This is a genomic window from Aestuariivirga sp. (assembly GCF_046093005.1).
GTDB lineage: Bacteria > Pseudomonadota > Alphaproteobacteria > Rhizobiales > Aestuariivirgaceae > Aestuariivirga.
Map to the genome: position 1 here is coordinate 26,337 of NZ_JBJTER010000092.1, position 14,012 is coordinate 40,348.

A 14,012-nucleotide genomic window follows, 5' to 3' on the forward strand; every position below is an offset into this window, starting at 1 on the left:
CGTCAGGCCGGCTTCACCAGTACGTGTTTCTTCTTGCCCATGGACAGCTTGATGGCACCATCGGCCAGCAGCGCCCGGGTCAGCACCAGTTTCTCGTCCGAGACCGGCTGGTCGTTGACCTTGATGGCCCCGCCCTGGACGGCGCGGCGGGCCTCGCCGTTGGACGAAGCCAAGTTGGCCGCCACGCACGCAGCGAGCAGGCCGGTACCGGCGTCAAGGTCCAGGCTGACGGTGGGAAGGCCCGCCGCACTCTGGCCTTCCTCGAAGGTGCGGCGCGCCGTTTCGGCGGCGGCGTCTGCCGCAGCGCGGCCGTGCAGCAGGGCGGTGGCCTCGGTGGCGAGGAGCTTCTTGGCCTCGTTGATCTCGGCCCCGCCGAGCGCGCCCAGACGCGCGATCTCATCGAGCGGCAACTCAGTGTAGAGCTTGAGGAAGCGGCCCACATCGGCGTCCTCGCAGTTCCGCCAGTATTGCCAATAATCATAGGGTGAAAGGAGGTCGGCGTTGAGCCACACCGCCCCCGCCGCCGTCTTGCCCATTTTGGCGCCCGAGGAGGTGGTGAGCAGCGGCGTGGTCAGCGCGTAGAGCTGGCGCTGGTCGCAGCGGCGGCCGAGCTCGATGCCGTTGACGATATTGCCCCACTGGTCGGAGCCGCCCATCTGCAAGACGCAGCCATGGCGGCGCGACAGCTCGAGGAAGTCATAGGCCTGCAGGATCATGTAATTGAATTCGAGGAAGGTGAGCGGCTGCTCGCGCTCCAGCCGCAGCTTGACGGAATCGAAGCTCAGCATGCGGTTGATGGTGAAGTGCACGCCATAGTCGCGCAGGAAGTCAACGTAGTTGAGGTGGTCGAGCCAGTCGGCGTTGTTCACCATCACCGCGTCCGACGGGCCGTCGCCGAAGCGCAGGAACTTCGCGAAGGCCTGGCGGATGCCGGCCAGGTTGGTGGCGATCTGCTCGACCGTGAGGAGTTTCCGCGACTCGTCCTTGAAGGAGGGGTCGCCGATCTTGGTGGTGCCGCCACCCATCAGCGCGATCGGCTGGTGGCCGGTCTTCTGCATCCAGCGCAGCATCATGATCTGGACGAGCGAACCGGCGTGGAGCGAGGTGGCGGTGGCGTCGAAGCCGATATAGCCGGTGATGGCGCCCGCCTTGGCGGCGGCGTCGAGCCCCTCCGGATCCGAGATCTGGTGGATGAAACCCCGGGTTGACAGTATGTTCAGAAAATCGGACGTGAACTGGCTCATGGCTCTGCGGCTTTCGCAAATGGCTGCGGGCTCTTAGCATGGAGGCCCGCCCTGTCAAAACCGCTCACCGCGCTGGGACTGATGTCAGGCACCTCGCTCGATGGCATCGATGTGGCGATGATCGTCAGCGATGGTGAGGTGGTGATGCGGCGGGGGCCCTCCGCGACCTATGCCTATACGCTGGCGCAGCAAGCCCTGTTGCGGCAGGCGCTCGACGGGGCGCGCGGCCTGACGGCGCGCGATGAGCGGCCGGGCATTCTCGCTGAAGCCGAGCAGGCACTCACCGGCTGGCATGCGGAAGCGGTTGAGAAATTTGCCGAGGAAAATGGAATAAGCCTAAGCAGCATCGATATAATCGGCTTTCATGGCCAGACGGTTCTGCACCGGCCGGAGCAGCGGCTGACGGTGCAGCTGGGACTGGGCGAGGGGCTGGCGCAGCGGCTGGGGCGGCCTGTCATTTATGACCTCCGGGCCGCCGACGTGGCGGCTGGCGGGCAGGGTGCGCCGCTGGTTCCGGTCTATCACCGGGCGCTTGCGGCCCCGCTGGCGGAGCGGCCGGCCGCCTTCCTCAACATCGGCGGTGTTGCCAACATGACCTGGATTGGTGCCGACGGCGGCCTCATTGCCTTCGATACGGGGCCTGGAAATGCGCTGATCAATGACTGGTGCCAGCGGTTTGCCGGCGAGGCTCTGGACCGCGACGGAAGGCTGGCGGCCAGCGGCGTTGCCAATGAACGGGTGCTGGCGCGGCTGCTGTCCCACCATTACTTCACGCTGCCGCCGCCCAAATCGCTGGACCGCAATTCATTCGACAGCTCTGCCGTGGAAGGTCTTTCTCCCGCTGATGGCGCCGCCACGCTCACCTGCTTTACGGCTGCTGCGGTCGCTGCCAGCACCCGGCTGCTGCCTGCGCTGCCGAAGCTCTATGTCGTGTGTGGCGGCGGACGGCTCAATCCAGTCCTCATGCATGAGCTGAGAGAGCTTCTGAAAGCGCCTGTCATCGCTGCAGAAAATCTTGGACTGGACGGCGATTCGATGGAGGCCGAGGCCTGGGCCTATCTGGCGATCCGCAGCCTCAAGCACCTGCCGATCAGCTTTCCGGGCACCACCGGCGTGCCTGCACCCCTGTCAGGCGGCCGTCTTGCGGAACCTTAAGGCGCGCAGAACCCGCCCGTCGATGATCAGCAGGGCCAGCGCGATGATGGCGGCGCCCGCGATCTCGCGCGGCTCCAGCCTTTCATCCAGCAGCGTCACGCCGAGGGCGATGGCGGAAACCGGGATCAGCATGGTGACCAGCAGCACATTGGCTGGGCCGGCGTTCGCCACGATGCGGAAGAATACGATGTAGGCCAGCGCCGTGGAGATCAGCGCCAGCCCCAGCAGCGCCGCCCAGCTGAGCGCGGATGCGGCGAGGAGTTCCGACGGATGGCTGAAACCGGTGGCGAGGCCGGTCATGATCACGGCGGAACACAGCAATTGGCCGGTGGCCATGCTGAGCGGAGGGATCGCCATCAGCTTCAGCTTGGCCCACAGGCTGGCGAGGCCGTAGCTGGCCGCCGCGCCGAGGCAGAGCAGGATGCCGATGCTCTGGGCGCCTTCGCCCAGCAGCGTGCCGCCCTTGAGGATCGCCACACCGCCGATCCCCACGAGGATGCCCAAAAGCTTGCGAGGGGCCAGAGGCTCCAGCCTTGCGGCGGCGAGAAAGACAACGCCGAACAGCGGCGCGGTGGCGTTGATGACCGAGGCCAGCCCGCTGGCGATCATGGTCTGGCCGGTGACGATCAGGGTGAAGGGAATGATGTTGTTGACCACCGACATCACGGCGATAGCACCCCATGTGGCGCCGCTGCGGGGCAGCGGACCCAGGATGAGAAGATGCAGCGGAAGCAGGACAGCGGCGGCGATCGTCACCCGCGCCATCACAATCACCAGCGGCGGCAGGTCCTTCACCGCAACGCCAACGAACAGATAGGACCCGCCCCAGAGCAGCGACAGCAACACCAGGAGGCCCCAGTCATGAAGTCGGATATGAGACGGCGGTGACGGCATGGACGGCTCCCGGTTAGCGGCTGTCTAACCGTCCGTCCGCCTTACGGCCACCCGAAAGCTGACGGGGCATGAGGCTTTTGCCTGGGGTGACCTGGCAATGCTGCAAGACGGCTCCGGCAGCGCCGTTACAACTGCCCTTCCGCCGCCAGGCGCTTGTCGAGATAGGTGGCGCAGATCTTGGACAACTCGTCGATCTTGTCCTGAAAGAAGTGGTTGGCGCCGCCGATGACCTTGTGTTCAACCGCGATGCCTTTCTGGGTCTTGAGCTTGGAGACCAGGCTGTGGACGGCCTCGGGCGGCGTCACCGTGTCCTTCTCGCCGTTCACGAACAGCCCAGAGGCCGGGCAGGGGGCGAGGAAGGAGAAATCATAATGCTTGGCCAGCGGTGCCACCGAGATGAAGCCGGAAATCTCCGGCCGCCGCATCAGCAGCTGCATGGAAATCCAGGCCCCGAAGGAGACCCCGCCGATCCAGCAGATTTTGGCCTCGCGGTTGAAGGATTGCAGCCAGTCCAGCGCCGAGGCGGCGTCAGAAAGCTCACCGGCGCCGTTCTCGAACACGCCCTGGCTCCGCCCGACGCCGCGGAAATTGAACCGCAGCACCGAGAATCCACGGGTCTGGAACATCTGGTAGAGCGCATGAACGATCGGGTTGTTCATGGTTCCACCGAAGCTGGGGTGCGGATGCAGCAGGATGGCGATCGGCGACCCCGCCGCCTTGGAATGGTGGTAACGGGCCTCGATGCGGCCCGCGGGGCCGCCGAAAATCACTTCCGGCATAAAGCTTTAATCCTCATCGGCGCAACCGCGATGGAGTTATCCGGCAAAACCTGATGCCGAATAATTGACTCCTGTACTCGGGTTTTCTATATCCCTGTTTAGAATTGTTCGAAACTGGCAGGCTCGCCTGCCCCTGAGCCACGCCTTTAGCACGGGAGCGGGGTTCAAAATCAAGGATTTCGTTGTGCCGGAGCCGGACGGAACGCCATGAAGATGAGCACCAAGGGCCGCTATGCGGTGATGGCGATGATCGATATTGCCACGCATTCGGGCGGCGACCCCGTTTCGCTGGCCGAAGTCGCGGAGCGGCAGGAAATCAGCCAGGAATATCTGGAGCAGCTGTTCGGCAAGCTGCGCAAGGCGAAGCTGGTGGACAGCGCCCGCGGCCCCGGCGGCGGCTACCGTCTGGCGCGTCCGATGCATGCGATTCCGGTTGCGGAAATCATTGCGGCAGTTGACGAAGAGTTGCAGTTCACGCGCTGTGACGGTGATGCCGTCGAGGGCTGCGTCAAAGGCGAGCGCTGCAACGCCCATGACCTATGGTCAAGCCTGGGGCGGCAGATGATGTATTTCCTGTCATCGATTTCACTCGAAGACGTGGTGGAGAAGCGCAACCTGGCGTTGGCCGCCACCATCAAGCAGGCCAAGGACCGCCATCCGGAGGGGACCGCGGCGTGAGAGTCTATCTCGACCATAACGCCACCGCGCCGCTGCGGCCTGAAGCCAGGGCGGCGATGATGGCCGCCATGGCGGTGACCGGCAATGCCTCCTCGGTGCATGGCGAAGGCCGCGCCGCCCGCCAGCTGGCGGAGGAGGCGCGCGAGCAGGTGGCCCGCGCGGTGGGCGTAATCCCGCCCAGGGTGGTGTTCACGTCGGGCGGCAGCGAGGCCAACAACCTTGCGCTCAAGGGCGCTCCGGTGGGGCGGCTGATCGTCTCGGCGGTCGAACACCCGTCGGTGCTGGAGGCCGCCCGCGCCTCGGGAAAGCCCGTGGACCTGCTGCCGGTGGACGGCCAGGGCGTTGCCGATCTCGCGGTGCTGGAACGGCTCCTCGCCGCGGGCCCGCGCGCCCTGGTGAGCCTGATGCGGGCCAACAATGAAACCGGCGTCATCCAGCCGCTGGCCGGCGCCGTGCGCCTGGCCCAGGCCCATGGCGCGCTGGTGCACAGCGATGCGGTGCAGGGGCTGGGCAAGATACCGGTCAATTTCGGCCTGCTTGGCGTCGACCTGATGACGCTGTCCGCCCACAAGCTTGGCGGCCCCGTCGGGGCTGGCGCGCTCATCGTGCGCGACGGTGTGGCGCTCGCCCCGCTGGTGCATGGCGGTGGCCAGGAACTGCGCCGCCGGGCGGGCACAGAAAATCTCATGGCGCTGGCGGGCTTCGGCGCGGTGGCGCAGGCCAGACTGCCGGATGCCGCAGCTTTGCGCGGCCAGCTTGAGGCGGGCCTCGATGGCGCCATGATCCTCGGTGGCGCGGCGCCGCGGCTGCCCAACACCCTTTGCTTCGCGCATCCCGGCATGAATGCCGAAACCCTGCTGATGGCCTTCGACCTTGAAGGCATCGCCGTTTCCTCCGGTTCGGCCTGCTCGTCCGGCAAGGTGGCCAAATCGCATGTGCTGGCGGCCATGGGTGTCGCACCGGAGATCTCAACAGCCGCGATCCGCGTATCGCTTGGCTGGGACACCACCGAAGACCACATCACCCGTTTCATCGCCGCATGGCGCAACATCTTACGGCGCCACAAGGCAAGGGCCGCCGCCTGAGGGAACCATGGCTGACATCGAAACCATCGAACTCGTCAAGGACATCGACGTCGACAAGTACAAATACGGCTTCACCACCGACATCGAAGCCGAATTTGCGCCGAAGGGCCTGAGCGAGGATACCGTCCGCTTCATCTCGGCGAAGAAGAACGAGCCCGCCTGGATGCTGGAGGCGCGGCTCGAGGCCTATCGCCGCTGGCTCACCATGGAGGAGCCCACATGGGCCAAGGTGAGCTACCCCAAGATCGACTTCCAGGACATTTACTATTACGCCGCGCCCAAGGGCGCCGCCGCGCCGAAGAGCCTCGACGAGGTGGACCCGAAGCTGCTCGAAACCTATGCCAAGCTCGGCATTCCGCTGAAGGAGCAGGAAATCCTCGCCGGCGTCAGGAAGCAGGGCGAGAAGAGCGAACTCGACGAGGCGGGCGGCGAATATGCCTCCGGCAAGGTGGCGGTCGATGCGGTGTTCGATTCCGTGTCGGTGGTCACCACCTTCAAGGCCGAGCTCGCCAAGGCGGGCGTCATCTTCTGCGCGATCTCGGAGGCTCTGCGCGAGTACCCGGAGCTGGTGAAGAAATACCTGTTCTCGGTGGTGCCGCAGGCCGATAATTACTATGCGGCGCTCAACGCCGCGGTGTTCTCCGACGGCTCCTTCGTCTATGTGCCGCCGGGCGTGCGCTGCCCGATGGAGCTTTCCACCTATTTCCGCATGAACGCCAAGAACACCGGCCAGTTCGAGCGCACGCTGATCATCGCCGACAAGGGCTCCTATGTGTCCTATCTCGAGGGCTGCACCGCGCCGATGCGCGAGGAAAGCCAGCTGCATGCGGCGGTTGTGGAGCTGATCGCGCTCGACGACGCGGAGATCAAATACTCCACCGTGCAGAACTGGTATCCGGGCGACGCGGAAGGCAAGGGCGGGGTCTACAACTTCGTGACCAAGCGCGGCGATTGCCGGGGCGCCAGGTCAAAGATTTCCTGGACCCAGGTCGAGACCGGCTCGGCCATCACCTGGAAATATCCAAGCTGCATCCTGCGCGGCGAGGAGTCGCGCGGCGAGTTCTATTCGATCGCCATTTCCAACGGCCGCCAGCAGGTCGATTCCGGCACCAAGATGATCCACCTGGGCCGCAACACCTCAAGCCGCATCATCTCCAAGGGCATCGCGGCCGGCCGTTCGGACAACACCTACCGCGGCCTCGTCTCGGCCCACCGCAAGGCCACCAATGCGCGCAACTTCACACAGTGCGATTCGCTGCTGATCGGCGACAAATGCGGCGCCCACACGGTGCCCTACATCGAATCCAAAACCTCGACCGCGCAGTTCGAGCACGAGGCGACGACGTCAAAGATTTCCGATGACCAGATGTTCTACTGCATGTCGCGCGGCCTTTCCGAGGAGGAGGCGGTGGCCCTCATCGTCAACGGCTTCGTGCGCGACGTGATCCAGCAGCTGCCGATGGAATTCATGGCCGAAACGCAGAAGCTGATCGGCATTTCGCTGGAAGGAAGCGTGGGATGACGCCCGTTCCGCAGTCCTCAAGACAAGGTGAGACAAAACCGTGAACCTCCTCGATATCCAGAACCTGCACGTCAAGCTCGAAGACGAAGACCGCGAAATTCTCCGTGGGCTGACGCTCTCCGTGAAGCCTGGCGAGGTGCATGCCATCATGGGCCCAAATGGGTCGGGCAAGTCGACGCTGTCCTATGTTCTCTCCGGCCGCGAGGGCTATGAAGTGACGGAAGGTTCCGTCACCTACAAGGGCGAGGACCTGCTGGCGATGCCGCCCGAGGAGCGCGCGGCGAAGGGCGTGTTCCTCGCCTTCCAGTATCCGATCGAGATTCCGGGTGTGGCCACCATGCAGTTCCTGAAAGTGGCGCTCAACGCCCAGCGCAAGGCGCGCGGCGAGAAGGAGCTCTCGACCCCCGATTTCATGCGCCTCGTGAAGGACAAGGCGGCGAAGCTCAACGTCAGCCAGGACATGCTGAAACGCCCGGTGAACGTGGGCTTTTCCGGCGGCGAGAAGAAACGCGCCGAAATCCTGCAGATGGCCGTGCTGGAGCCCTCCCTGTGCATTCTTGACGAGACCGACTCGGGGCTCGACATCGATGCCCTGCGGGTGGTGGCGGACGGCGTCAACGCGCTGCGCTCGCCAGACCGGGCGATGATCGTGATCACGCATTATCAGCGGCTGCTGGAATACATCGTGCCCGATTATGTGCATGTGCTGTCGGCGGGGCGCATCGTGAAGTCGGGCGACAAGGGGCTGGCGCTCGAACTTGAGGAAAAGGGTTACGCCGGCTTCACCAGGGACGCGGCATGAGCCAGGCCATCGCCAGGACGGAGGCCGAGCGCGCGCTGGGACTGTCCCTGCCGCACCGGCGCATGGAAGAGTGGCGCTGGACCGACCTGCGCCAGCTGATCGACCAGCCCTATCCGCCGCGCCAGAAGGTGGAGGCGTCCGCCGCGGAGGTGACGCGGCTCCTGGCGCAATCGCCTTTCGCCGCGGTTCCCGCCGCGCGCATGGTGTTCGTCAATGGCCACTATGACGCCGGGCATTCGAAGCTCGCCAATGGCTGGGTCGAGTCGAAGGCCGAAGCCAACGATCCGCTGCTGCAGATGAACCTCGCTTTCGCCACCGATGGCGCCAGGCTGAGGATTGAAGGCAATGAAGGCCGGCCGCTGGAGCTTGTCTTCATCGCCACCGGGGCGATGCCGCGCACCGTTGCCACGCATAATGTGATCGAGGTGGCGGATGATTCCTCCGCCACCATCATCGAAACCCATCTGGGCGAGGGCAGCTACCTCGGCTGCAGCGTCAGCGAAATCCGCATTGGCCACAATGCCAGGCTGGACCGGGTGAAGGCCGAAATCGAGGCGCCGGGCGCCACCCATCTGGCCCACGCCCATGTGACGCTCGCCCGCAACGCGACACTCCGGGACTTCACGCTGACGGCGGGCGCGCGCCTCAACCGCCAGAACGGGGACTATCGCCTCAACGGCGAATATGCCGATGCGCGCGTCTCCGGCGCCTATCTGCTGGCCGGCCGCCAGCATGCCGACACGCGCCTCGTGGTCGATCACCAGCTTGCCAATTGCGTAAGCCGGGAACTTTTCAAATGCGTGATGGACGGCCAGGCGCGCGGCATCTTTCAGGGCAAGGTGATCGTCAGGCCCGGCGCCCAGAAGACCGACGGCAAGCAATCAAGCCATGCGCTGCTGCTCTCGCCAACGGCGGAATTCGACGCCAAGCCGGAACTCGAGATCTACGCCGATGACGTGGTGTGCGGCCATGGCGCGACGGCTGGCGAACTGAACCACGATCACATGTTCTATCTCATGTCGCGCGGCATTCCGGAGGCCGAGGCCAAGGCCCTGCTGATTGCGGCCTTCGTGGGCGAGGCCTTCGAGGCCATTCACGATGAAGGCATCCGCGCCGCGCTCGCCGCCCATGCCGAGGCGTGGCTGCTGCGCCAGGGGAGGGCAGGCTGATGGCCTATGACGTCGCCGCCATCCGGCGCGCGTTTCCGATCCTGTCGCGCGAGGTTTACGGCAAGCCGCTGGTCTATCTCGACAACGCCGCTTCGGCGCAGAAGCCGCAGCCGGTGCTGGATGCGATGACCAGGGCCTATACGCAGGATTATGCCAACGTCCACCGCGGGCTGCATTATCTCTCCAATGCCTCGACCCAGGCCTTCGAGGATGCGCGCGAAAGCGTGCGCCGCTTCCTCAACGCCGCGTCCAGCGAGGAAATCATCTTCACCCGCAATGCCACCGAGGCCATCAACCTGGTGGCGCAGAGCTATGGCGGCATGGTGCTGGGCGAGGGCGATGAGGTGGTGCTGTCGATCCTGGAGCATCACTCCAACATCGTGCCGTGGCATTTCCACCGCGAGCGGCGGGGCGTGGTGCTGAAATGGGCGCCCGTCGATGAGGACGGCAATTTCCTGATTGCGGAATTCGAGAAGCTGCTCACCCCGCGCACCAGGATCGTCGCCATTACCCAGATGTCGAACGCGCTCGGCACCGTCGTGCCGGTGGCCGAGGTGATCCGGCTGGCGCATCAACGCGGCATTCCGGTGCTGGTCGACGGCTCGCAGGCGGCCGTCCACATGGCGGTGGATGTGCGGGCGCTGGACGCCGATTTCTATGTCTTCACCGGCCACAAGACCTATGGGCCCACCGGCATTGGCGTGCTCTACGGCAAGAAGGCGCTGCTTGACCGCATGCCGCCCTACCAGGGCGGCGGCGAGATGATTTCGGAAGTGACCACCGACACCGTCACCTATAACGAGCCGCCGCACCGCTTCGAGGCGGGAACGCCGGCCATCGTCCAGGCCATCGGGCTTGGCGCGGCGCTGGATTACATGCGCGGCGTCGGGCTTCACAACATCGCCGCGCATGAGGCAACGCTCCGCGACTATGCCACGGAGCGGCTTTCGGCGATCAATTCGCTGCGGATCTTCGGCCGGGCGCGTGACAAGGGCGCCATCGTGTCCTTCACCATGGAAGGGGCGCATGCCCATGACGTGGCAACCGTGATCGACCGCGCCGGCGTGGCGGTGCGGGCCGGCACCCACTGCACCCAGCCCCTGTTGCAGCGCTTCGGCGTCACCGCCACGTGCCGGGCCTCTTTCGCCATGTACAACACGCTTGAAGAGGTGGATGCGCTGGCCGAAGCGCTGATCTCCGCCCGGAGGATATTCGGATGACCGAGGCTATGACCGAAACCCCGGCCGAGGCCGGAACAGCGCCCAACCCGTCCGCCATCCCGGCCGATGAGCTGGCGCGGCTGACCGATGACATCGTTGCCGCGCTCAAGACCGTCTATGACCCGGAAATCCCGGTCGACATTTATGAGCTCGGCCTCGTCTACAAGGTCGATATCGATGACGAGCGCAATGTGGCGATCGAGATGACGCTCACCGCCCCCGGCTGCCCGGTGGCGGGCGACATGCCGGGCTGGGTGGAGAACGCGGTCTCGGCCGTGCCGGGTGTGAAGAGCGCCAAGGCCACCATCGTCTTCGATCCGCCGTGGGACCACAGCCGCATGTCGGATGAGGCCCGCGTCGCCCTCAATATGTGGTAAGGAGGATTGCGATGACATCCGCCCCATCACGCCCGCGCCCGCAGATCATGACGCTTACCGACGCCGCCGCCGCGCGGGTGCGCGAGATCATGGCCAATGCCGAGAAGCCCGTGGTGGGCCTGCGCATCGGCGTCAAGAATGGCGGCTGCGCTGGTATGGAATACACGCTTGAGTGGGCCGAGGACCAGAAGCCCTTCGACGAGGTCGTCGAGGACAAGGGCGTCAAGGTGCTGATCGACGCCAAGGCGATGATGTTCCTGCTCGGCACGGAAATGGATTTCCAGAGCTCGACGCTGAAGTCCGGGTTCGTCTTCAACAACCCAAACCAGGTCTCGGCCTGTGGCTGCGGCGAGAGCGTGCAGTTGAAGGCGGCCGGCAGCTAATCGACTCCTTGCGGAACACTGGGCGCGCGCCGTATGAAGAATGACGGGAACGCGGCGTGATCAAACTGGTGAGGACCTCCCATGCGCAGATCTTTCCTTGGCGTGGCCTTTGTGTTTCTTCTCGCGGTTGGTGGGATGTCGCCGGTTCAGGCGGCGGATGTCTCGAACGGGCTCATCTCCGGCGAGGCTGACTTCAAAATGTATTGCGCCAGCTGCCATGGCGAGACCGGCAAGGGCGACGGGCCCAAGTCCTTCGGCCTCAGCAGCAAGCCGCCGGACCTGACCACCCTCGCCGCCCGCTATGGCGAATTCCCGCGCGCCCGCCTTGCCGAACTGGTCGACGGGCGCGCGCCCATTGCCGGCCACGGCAGCCGCGAGATGCCGGTGTGGGGCATTTGGTTCAAGGAAGAGGCCGCCGATGACCTCGGCGGGGCCGAGGGCGATGACGGCAGCGTGGCCCGCCGGGTGGAAAACCTGCTCGACTACATCGCCACCCTGCAGGGCCTCAACTGATCAGAAACGCGGCAGCAGCGCGGTCATCATGGCCGCCAGCTGCTCGAGTTCGTGCGATCCCCGCCAGAGCATGGCGGCATGAAGGGCGGCGATGGGCGCGAACACCAGCGCCATCATCATGAACATGATGAGGCCTGCGCCGCTGTCGTCGCGGTGGCGGGGTTTCCGGGCGATGCGTTTGTTGGTCATGGGGTTCACCTTGGGGCGGCCAGCCGTTTCCGGCGGCGTGGGGTGAACCCTGGTGAAGTCAGGTTCCCGCGCGCGCCGGTAACGGCCTGGCCGGTCGACTGGGACTGTCGCTGGGCATGGGGTTGGGTTTCCTGGTTTCCGCGGGCCCGGCCGCAAGGCCTGATCCTCACCGCCGGATGAACCCCGGCGCCGTCACAGTCAAGCCAAAAAACTTGCCGTTCACCGCTCCGGCGGCTGTGCTATGGTTGGTCATCCGGTAAATGGGGAGGTGACGATGGCGGCGCGGAATGTGTTCACGGAGATGTGGCGGACGATCATGCTGCGCGGGCTGGCAAGCCTGGTGTTCGGCATTCTGGCATTCATCTATCCGGGCATGACCCTGGCGGTGGTGGTGACGATCTTCGGCATCTATGCGCTGGTCGATGGCCTGCTCGGCCTGTGGGGCGCCTTCAGCGGCGGCAGCGAAGGCCGCTCGATGGGCGGCATGGTGACCGCGCTCGCCGGCATCGCGGCCGGCCTGTTCTGCCTGATCTGGCGCGACCAGGCGGCGGTCTATGTCGTGCTGCTGATCGGCCTCTGGTATGTGGCGGCGGGGCTTCTGCAACTCGCCGGCGCCATGGTGCTGCGCAACGACATCGACAACGCCGGGATGCTGGCGCTGGGTGGCGCCATCGGCGCGGCGCTGGGCCTGCTCATCATGTTCTATCCCAAGGACGCGACGACGGCGATCCTGTGGATCATCGCGGCCACCGCGGTGGTGGTGGGCCTTATCCTGCTGTTCTTCGGCTGGAAGCTGCGGGGCGTGGGCAAGCGCCTCGCCGGCGCCTGACCCCGCCCCGGGCGGCACCGGCCCACGCCGATGAACAGCGTTGTCGCTTCGGTTCATGTGGCATCGCTGCTGTGCGTCGCGGCCTTCGCCGTGCTGGTTTCCCTGCATCTGGCGGGGCTGCATGCGATGGGCAGCATCATCCGCGGCAAGCAGGAGCCCGGCGCGCTGCGCAAGCTCAATTACCTGGGCGAGATCCTGTTCGTGCTGGGGGTCATGCTGCTGCTGTTCGTGCTGCACCTCGCCACCAATGTCGGCTGGGCAATCTTCATGCACATGGCGGGCATTCTGGACAGATATGACGAGCGGATCTTCTATTCCTTCGAAAACTATACCTCGCTCGGCCTGACGCGCGTCGATGTCGATAACCAGTGGCGGATGCTGGCGCCGATGATCTCGTTTTGCGGCATCTTCTGCCTCGCCTGGTCGACGGCGGTGCTGGTCAATCTTTTCGGCCATCTCTATGCAATGACGGATGATGGCTGAACACATGGGAGACACGCGCATGAAACGTTTTGCTCGCTGCCTCGCCGCGGCGCTGATGCTGATTGTCTGGCAGGGGCAGGCGCGGGCCAATGACGCGATCGCCGAGGTGGCGGTCGGCGGCCTGGTGCTGAAGGAAAGCGAGGACATCTCACTCGACAAGGAAGAGCTCTATCTGTCAATGGATGAGGTGCGGGTCGATTACCTGTTCACCAACACCAGCGGCGAGGACATCGAGGCGCTGGTGGCGTTTCCGCTGCCCGACCAGGACCTGAGCGACTTTGACGCGAATGTGCAGGATTTCCGCACCGCACTCGATTTCCGCACCACGGTGGATGGCCAGGCCCTGGACTATGACATCACGGTGCAGGCCATTCTCGGCGGCATGGATGTGACCGCCGCGCTGGAAGAGATCGGTTTCGATCCCTACACCACGCCGCAGAACTGGGACGCCTATGATGCGGCGCTGCAGGCGTTGACGCCGGCGCAGCTGGACGGCGCGGTGGCGCGCGGCCTGTTCGAACGGGACACCTCAAACCCCGCATCGACAGCCTATTTCCCGCGCTGGAAAATCCGCACCATCGTCACCCGTACACAGACCTTCCCGGCCGGCCAGACGATTGCCGTGAGCCACCGCTACAAGCCCGTCCTGGGCGGCAGCGTGGGCGGCGCGCTGAACGCCGAATACCGCAA

At 65.1% G+C, this 14,012-nt stretch carries 17 protein-coding genes; 13 read left to right on the top strand and 4 right to left on the bottom strand.

Annotation, left to right across the window (positions count from 1 at the left end):
- Positions 1 to 2: 2 nt before the first annotated feature.
- On the bottom strand, positions 3 to 1,244 hold the full coding sequence (gene tyrS, locus ACKOED_RS08140; protein WP_408916090.1) for a tyrosine--tRNA ligase: 1,242 nt from the start codon (positions 1,242 to 1,244) through the stop codon (positions 3 to 5).
- Between the two features lie 81 nt (positions 1,245 to 1,325).
- Between tyrS and ACKOED_RS08145 the strand changes: the two genes are divergently transcribed.
- Positions 1,326 to 2,399, top strand: coding sequence for an anhydro-N-acetylmuramic acid kinase (locus tag ACKOED_RS08145; RefSeq protein WP_408916091.1), 1,074 nt, complete (start codon positions 1,326 to 1,328; stop codon positions 2,397 to 2,399).
- Here ACKOED_RS08145 and ACKOED_RS08150 read toward each other — a convergent pair.
- Positions 2,373 to 3,293: a DMT family transporter gene (locus ACKOED_RS08150; RefSeq protein ID WP_408916092.1), complete on the bottom strand. Its 921-nt coding sequence runs from the start codon at positions 3,291 to 3,293 to the stop codon at positions 2,373 to 2,375. The two genes, ACKOED_RS08145 and ACKOED_RS08150, sit on opposite strands and share 27 nt — an antisense overlap.
- Before the next feature lie 125 nt (positions 3,294 to 3,418).
- Positions 3,419 to 4,072, bottom strand: coding sequence for an alpha/beta hydrolase (locus tag ACKOED_RS08155; RefSeq protein WP_408916093.1), 654 nt, complete (start codon positions 4,070 to 4,072; stop codon positions 3,419 to 3,421).
- A 207-nt stretch (positions 4,073 to 4,279) separates the two neighbouring features.
- Here ACKOED_RS08155 and ACKOED_RS08160 point away from each other — a divergent pair, with 207 nt between their 5' ends.
- The 9 genes from ACKOED_RS08160 (at position 4,280) to ACKOED_RS08200 (ending at position 11,821) form a co-directional block, all read left to right on the top strand.
- Positions 4,280 to 4,750 carry an Rrf2 family transcriptional regulator gene (locus ACKOED_RS08160; RefSeq protein ID WP_408916094.1) on the top strand — a complete coding sequence of 157 codons (471 nt, stop codon included), beginning with the start codon at positions 4,280 to 4,282 and terminating at the stop codon, positions 4,748 to 4,750.
- A gap of 56 nt (positions 4,751 to 4,806) precedes the next feature.
- Positions 4,807 to 5,835 (top strand): cysteine desulfurase family protein, encoded by a 1,029-nt coding sequence (locus ACKOED_RS08165; protein ID WP_408916107.1) that lies wholly within the window; start codon positions 4,807 to 4,809, stop codon positions 5,833 to 5,835.
- A gap of 7 nt (positions 5,836 to 5,842) precedes the next feature.
- Positions 5,843 to 7,357 (top strand): Fe-S cluster assembly protein SufB, encoded by a 1,515-nt coding sequence (gene sufB, locus ACKOED_RS08170; RefSeq protein ID WP_408916095.1) that lies wholly within the window; start codon positions 5,843 to 5,845, stop codon positions 7,355 to 7,357.
- 40 nt (positions 7,358 to 7,397) lie between these two features.
- Positions 7,398 to 8,159 carry a Fe-S cluster assembly ATPase SufC gene (gene sufC / locus ACKOED_RS08175; protein WP_408916096.1) on the top strand — a complete coding sequence of 254 codons (762 nt, stop codon included), beginning with the start codon at positions 7,398 to 7,400 and terminating at the stop codon, positions 8,157 to 8,159.
- The gene (sufD, locus tag ACKOED_RS08180; protein ID WP_408916097.1) at positions 8,156 to 9,328 is read left to right on the top strand and encodes a Fe-S cluster assembly protein SufD; all 1,173 of its coding nucleotides are present in this window, start codon (positions 8,156 to 8,158) and stop codon (positions 9,326 to 9,328) included. Before sufC ends, sufD begins: the two co-directional genes overlap by 4 nt.
- The gene (locus tag ACKOED_RS08185) at positions 9,328 to 10,548 is read left to right on the top strand and encodes a cysteine desulfurase (RefSeq protein WP_408916098.1); all 1,221 of its coding nucleotides are present in this window, start codon (positions 9,328 to 9,330) and stop codon (positions 10,546 to 10,548) included. Before sufD ends, ACKOED_RS08185 begins: the two co-directional genes overlap by 1 nt.
- 8 nt (positions 10,549 to 10,556) lie before the next feature.
- Complete coding sequence (locus ACKOED_RS08190) at positions 10,557 to 10,925, top strand: SUF system Fe-S cluster assembly protein (RefSeq protein ID WP_408916108.1); 369 nt, start codon at positions 10,557 to 10,559, stop codon at positions 10,923 to 10,925.
- Positions 10,926 to 10,936: 11 nt separating this feature from the next.
- The gene (gene sufA / locus ACKOED_RS08195) at positions 10,937 to 11,308 is read left to right on the top strand and encodes a Fe-S cluster assembly scaffold SufA (RefSeq protein ID WP_408916099.1); all 372 of its coding nucleotides are present in this window, start codon (positions 10,937 to 10,939) and stop codon (positions 11,306 to 11,308) included.
- 81 nt (positions 11,309 to 11,389) lie between these two features.
- Positions 11,390 to 11,821, top strand: a complete 432-nt coding sequence (locus ACKOED_RS08200; protein WP_408916100.1) for a c-type cytochrome — start codon at positions 11,390 to 11,392, stop codon at positions 11,819 to 11,821.
- Here ACKOED_RS08200 and ACKOED_RS08205 read toward each other — a convergent pair whose 3' ends face one another.
- Entirely contained in the window at positions 11,822 to 12,010 is a 189-nt protein-coding gene (locus tag ACKOED_RS08205; protein ID WP_408916101.1) for a hypothetical protein, read from the bottom strand.
- A 274-nt stretch (positions 12,011 to 12,284) separates the two neighbouring features.
- On the opposite strand from ACKOED_RS08205, the gene ACKOED_RS08210 reads away from it, so the two are divergent.
- The 3 genes from ACKOED_RS08210 to ACKOED_RS08220 form a co-directional block, all read left to right on the top strand.
- Complete coding sequence (locus ACKOED_RS08210) at positions 12,285 to 12,839, top strand: HdeD family acid-resistance protein (RefSeq protein ID WP_408916102.1); 555 nt, start codon at positions 12,285 to 12,287, stop codon at positions 12,837 to 12,839.
- A 30-nt stretch (positions 12,840 to 12,869) separates the two neighbouring features.
- Positions 12,870 to 13,322, top strand: coding sequence for a hypothetical protein (locus tag ACKOED_RS08215; RefSeq protein WP_408916103.1), 453 nt, complete (start codon positions 12,870 to 12,872; stop codon positions 13,320 to 13,322).
- A 19-nt stretch (positions 13,323 to 13,341) separates the two neighbouring features.
- A partial coding sequence (locus ACKOED_RS08220) for a DUF4424 family protein (RefSeq protein WP_408916105.1) occupies positions 13,342 to 14,012 on the top strand: 671 nt, incomplete at its 3' end.

What these genes read in the sequence shown, in the direction of transcription:
- tyrS (WP_408916090.1), bottom strand. Translation starts at nt 1,244, where the DNA reads ATGAGCCAGTTCACGTCCGATTTTCTGAACATACTGTCAACCCGGGGT.
- ACKOED_RS08145 (WP_408916091.1), top strand. Translation starts at nt 1,326, where the DNA reads ATGTCAGGCACCTCGCTCGATGGCATCGATGTGGCGATGATCGTCAGC.
- ACKOED_RS08150 (WP_408916092.1), bottom strand. Translation starts at nt 3,293, where the DNA reads ATGCCGTCACCGCCGTCTCATATCCGACTTCATGACTGGGGCCTCCTG.
- ACKOED_RS08155 (WP_408916093.1), bottom strand. Translation starts at nt 4,072, where the DNA reads ATGCCGGAAGTGATTTTCGGCGGCCCCGCGGGCCGCATCGAGGCCCGT.
- ACKOED_RS08160 (WP_408916094.1), top strand. Translation starts at nt 4,280, where the DNA reads ATGAAGATGAGCACCAAGGGCCGCTATGCGGTGATGGCGATGATCGAT.
- ACKOED_RS08165 (WP_408916107.1), top strand. Translation starts at nt 4,807, where the DNA reads ATGATGGCCGCCATGGCGGTGACCGGCAATGCCTCCTCGGTGCATGGC.
- sufB (WP_408916095.1), top strand. Translation starts at nt 5,843, where the DNA reads ATGGCTGACATCGAAACCATCGAACTCGTCAAGGACATCGACGTCGAC.
- sufD (WP_408916097.1), top strand. Translation starts at nt 8,156, where the DNA reads ATGAGCCAGGCCATCGCCAGGACGGAGGCCGAGCGCGCGCTGGGACTG.
- ACKOED_RS08185 (WP_408916098.1), top strand. Translation starts at nt 9,328, where the DNA reads ATGGCCTATGACGTCGCCGCCATCCGGCGCGCGTTTCCGATCCTGTCG.
- ACKOED_RS08190 (WP_408916108.1), top strand. Translation starts at nt 10,557, where the DNA reads ATGACCGAAACCCCGGCCGAGGCCGGAACAGCGCCCAACCCGTCCGCC.
- sufA (WP_408916099.1), top strand. Translation starts at nt 10,937, where the DNA reads ATGACATCCGCCCCATCACGCCCGCGCCCGCAGATCATGACGCTTACC.
- ACKOED_RS08200 (WP_408916100.1), top strand. Translation starts at nt 11,390, where the DNA reads ATGCGCAGATCTTTCCTTGGCGTGGCCTTTGTGTTTCTTCTCGCGGTT.
- ACKOED_RS08205 (WP_408916101.1), bottom strand. Translation starts at nt 12,010, where the DNA reads ATGACCAACAAACGCATCGCCCGGAAACCCCGCCACCGCGACGACAGC.
- ACKOED_RS08210 (WP_408916102.1), top strand. Translation starts at nt 12,285, where the DNA reads ATGGCGGCGCGGAATGTGTTCACGGAGATGTGGCGGACGATCATGCTG.
- ACKOED_RS08215 (WP_408916103.1), top strand. Translation starts at nt 12,870, where the DNA reads ATGAACAGCGTTGTCGCTTCGGTTCATGTGGCATCGCTGCTGTGCGTC.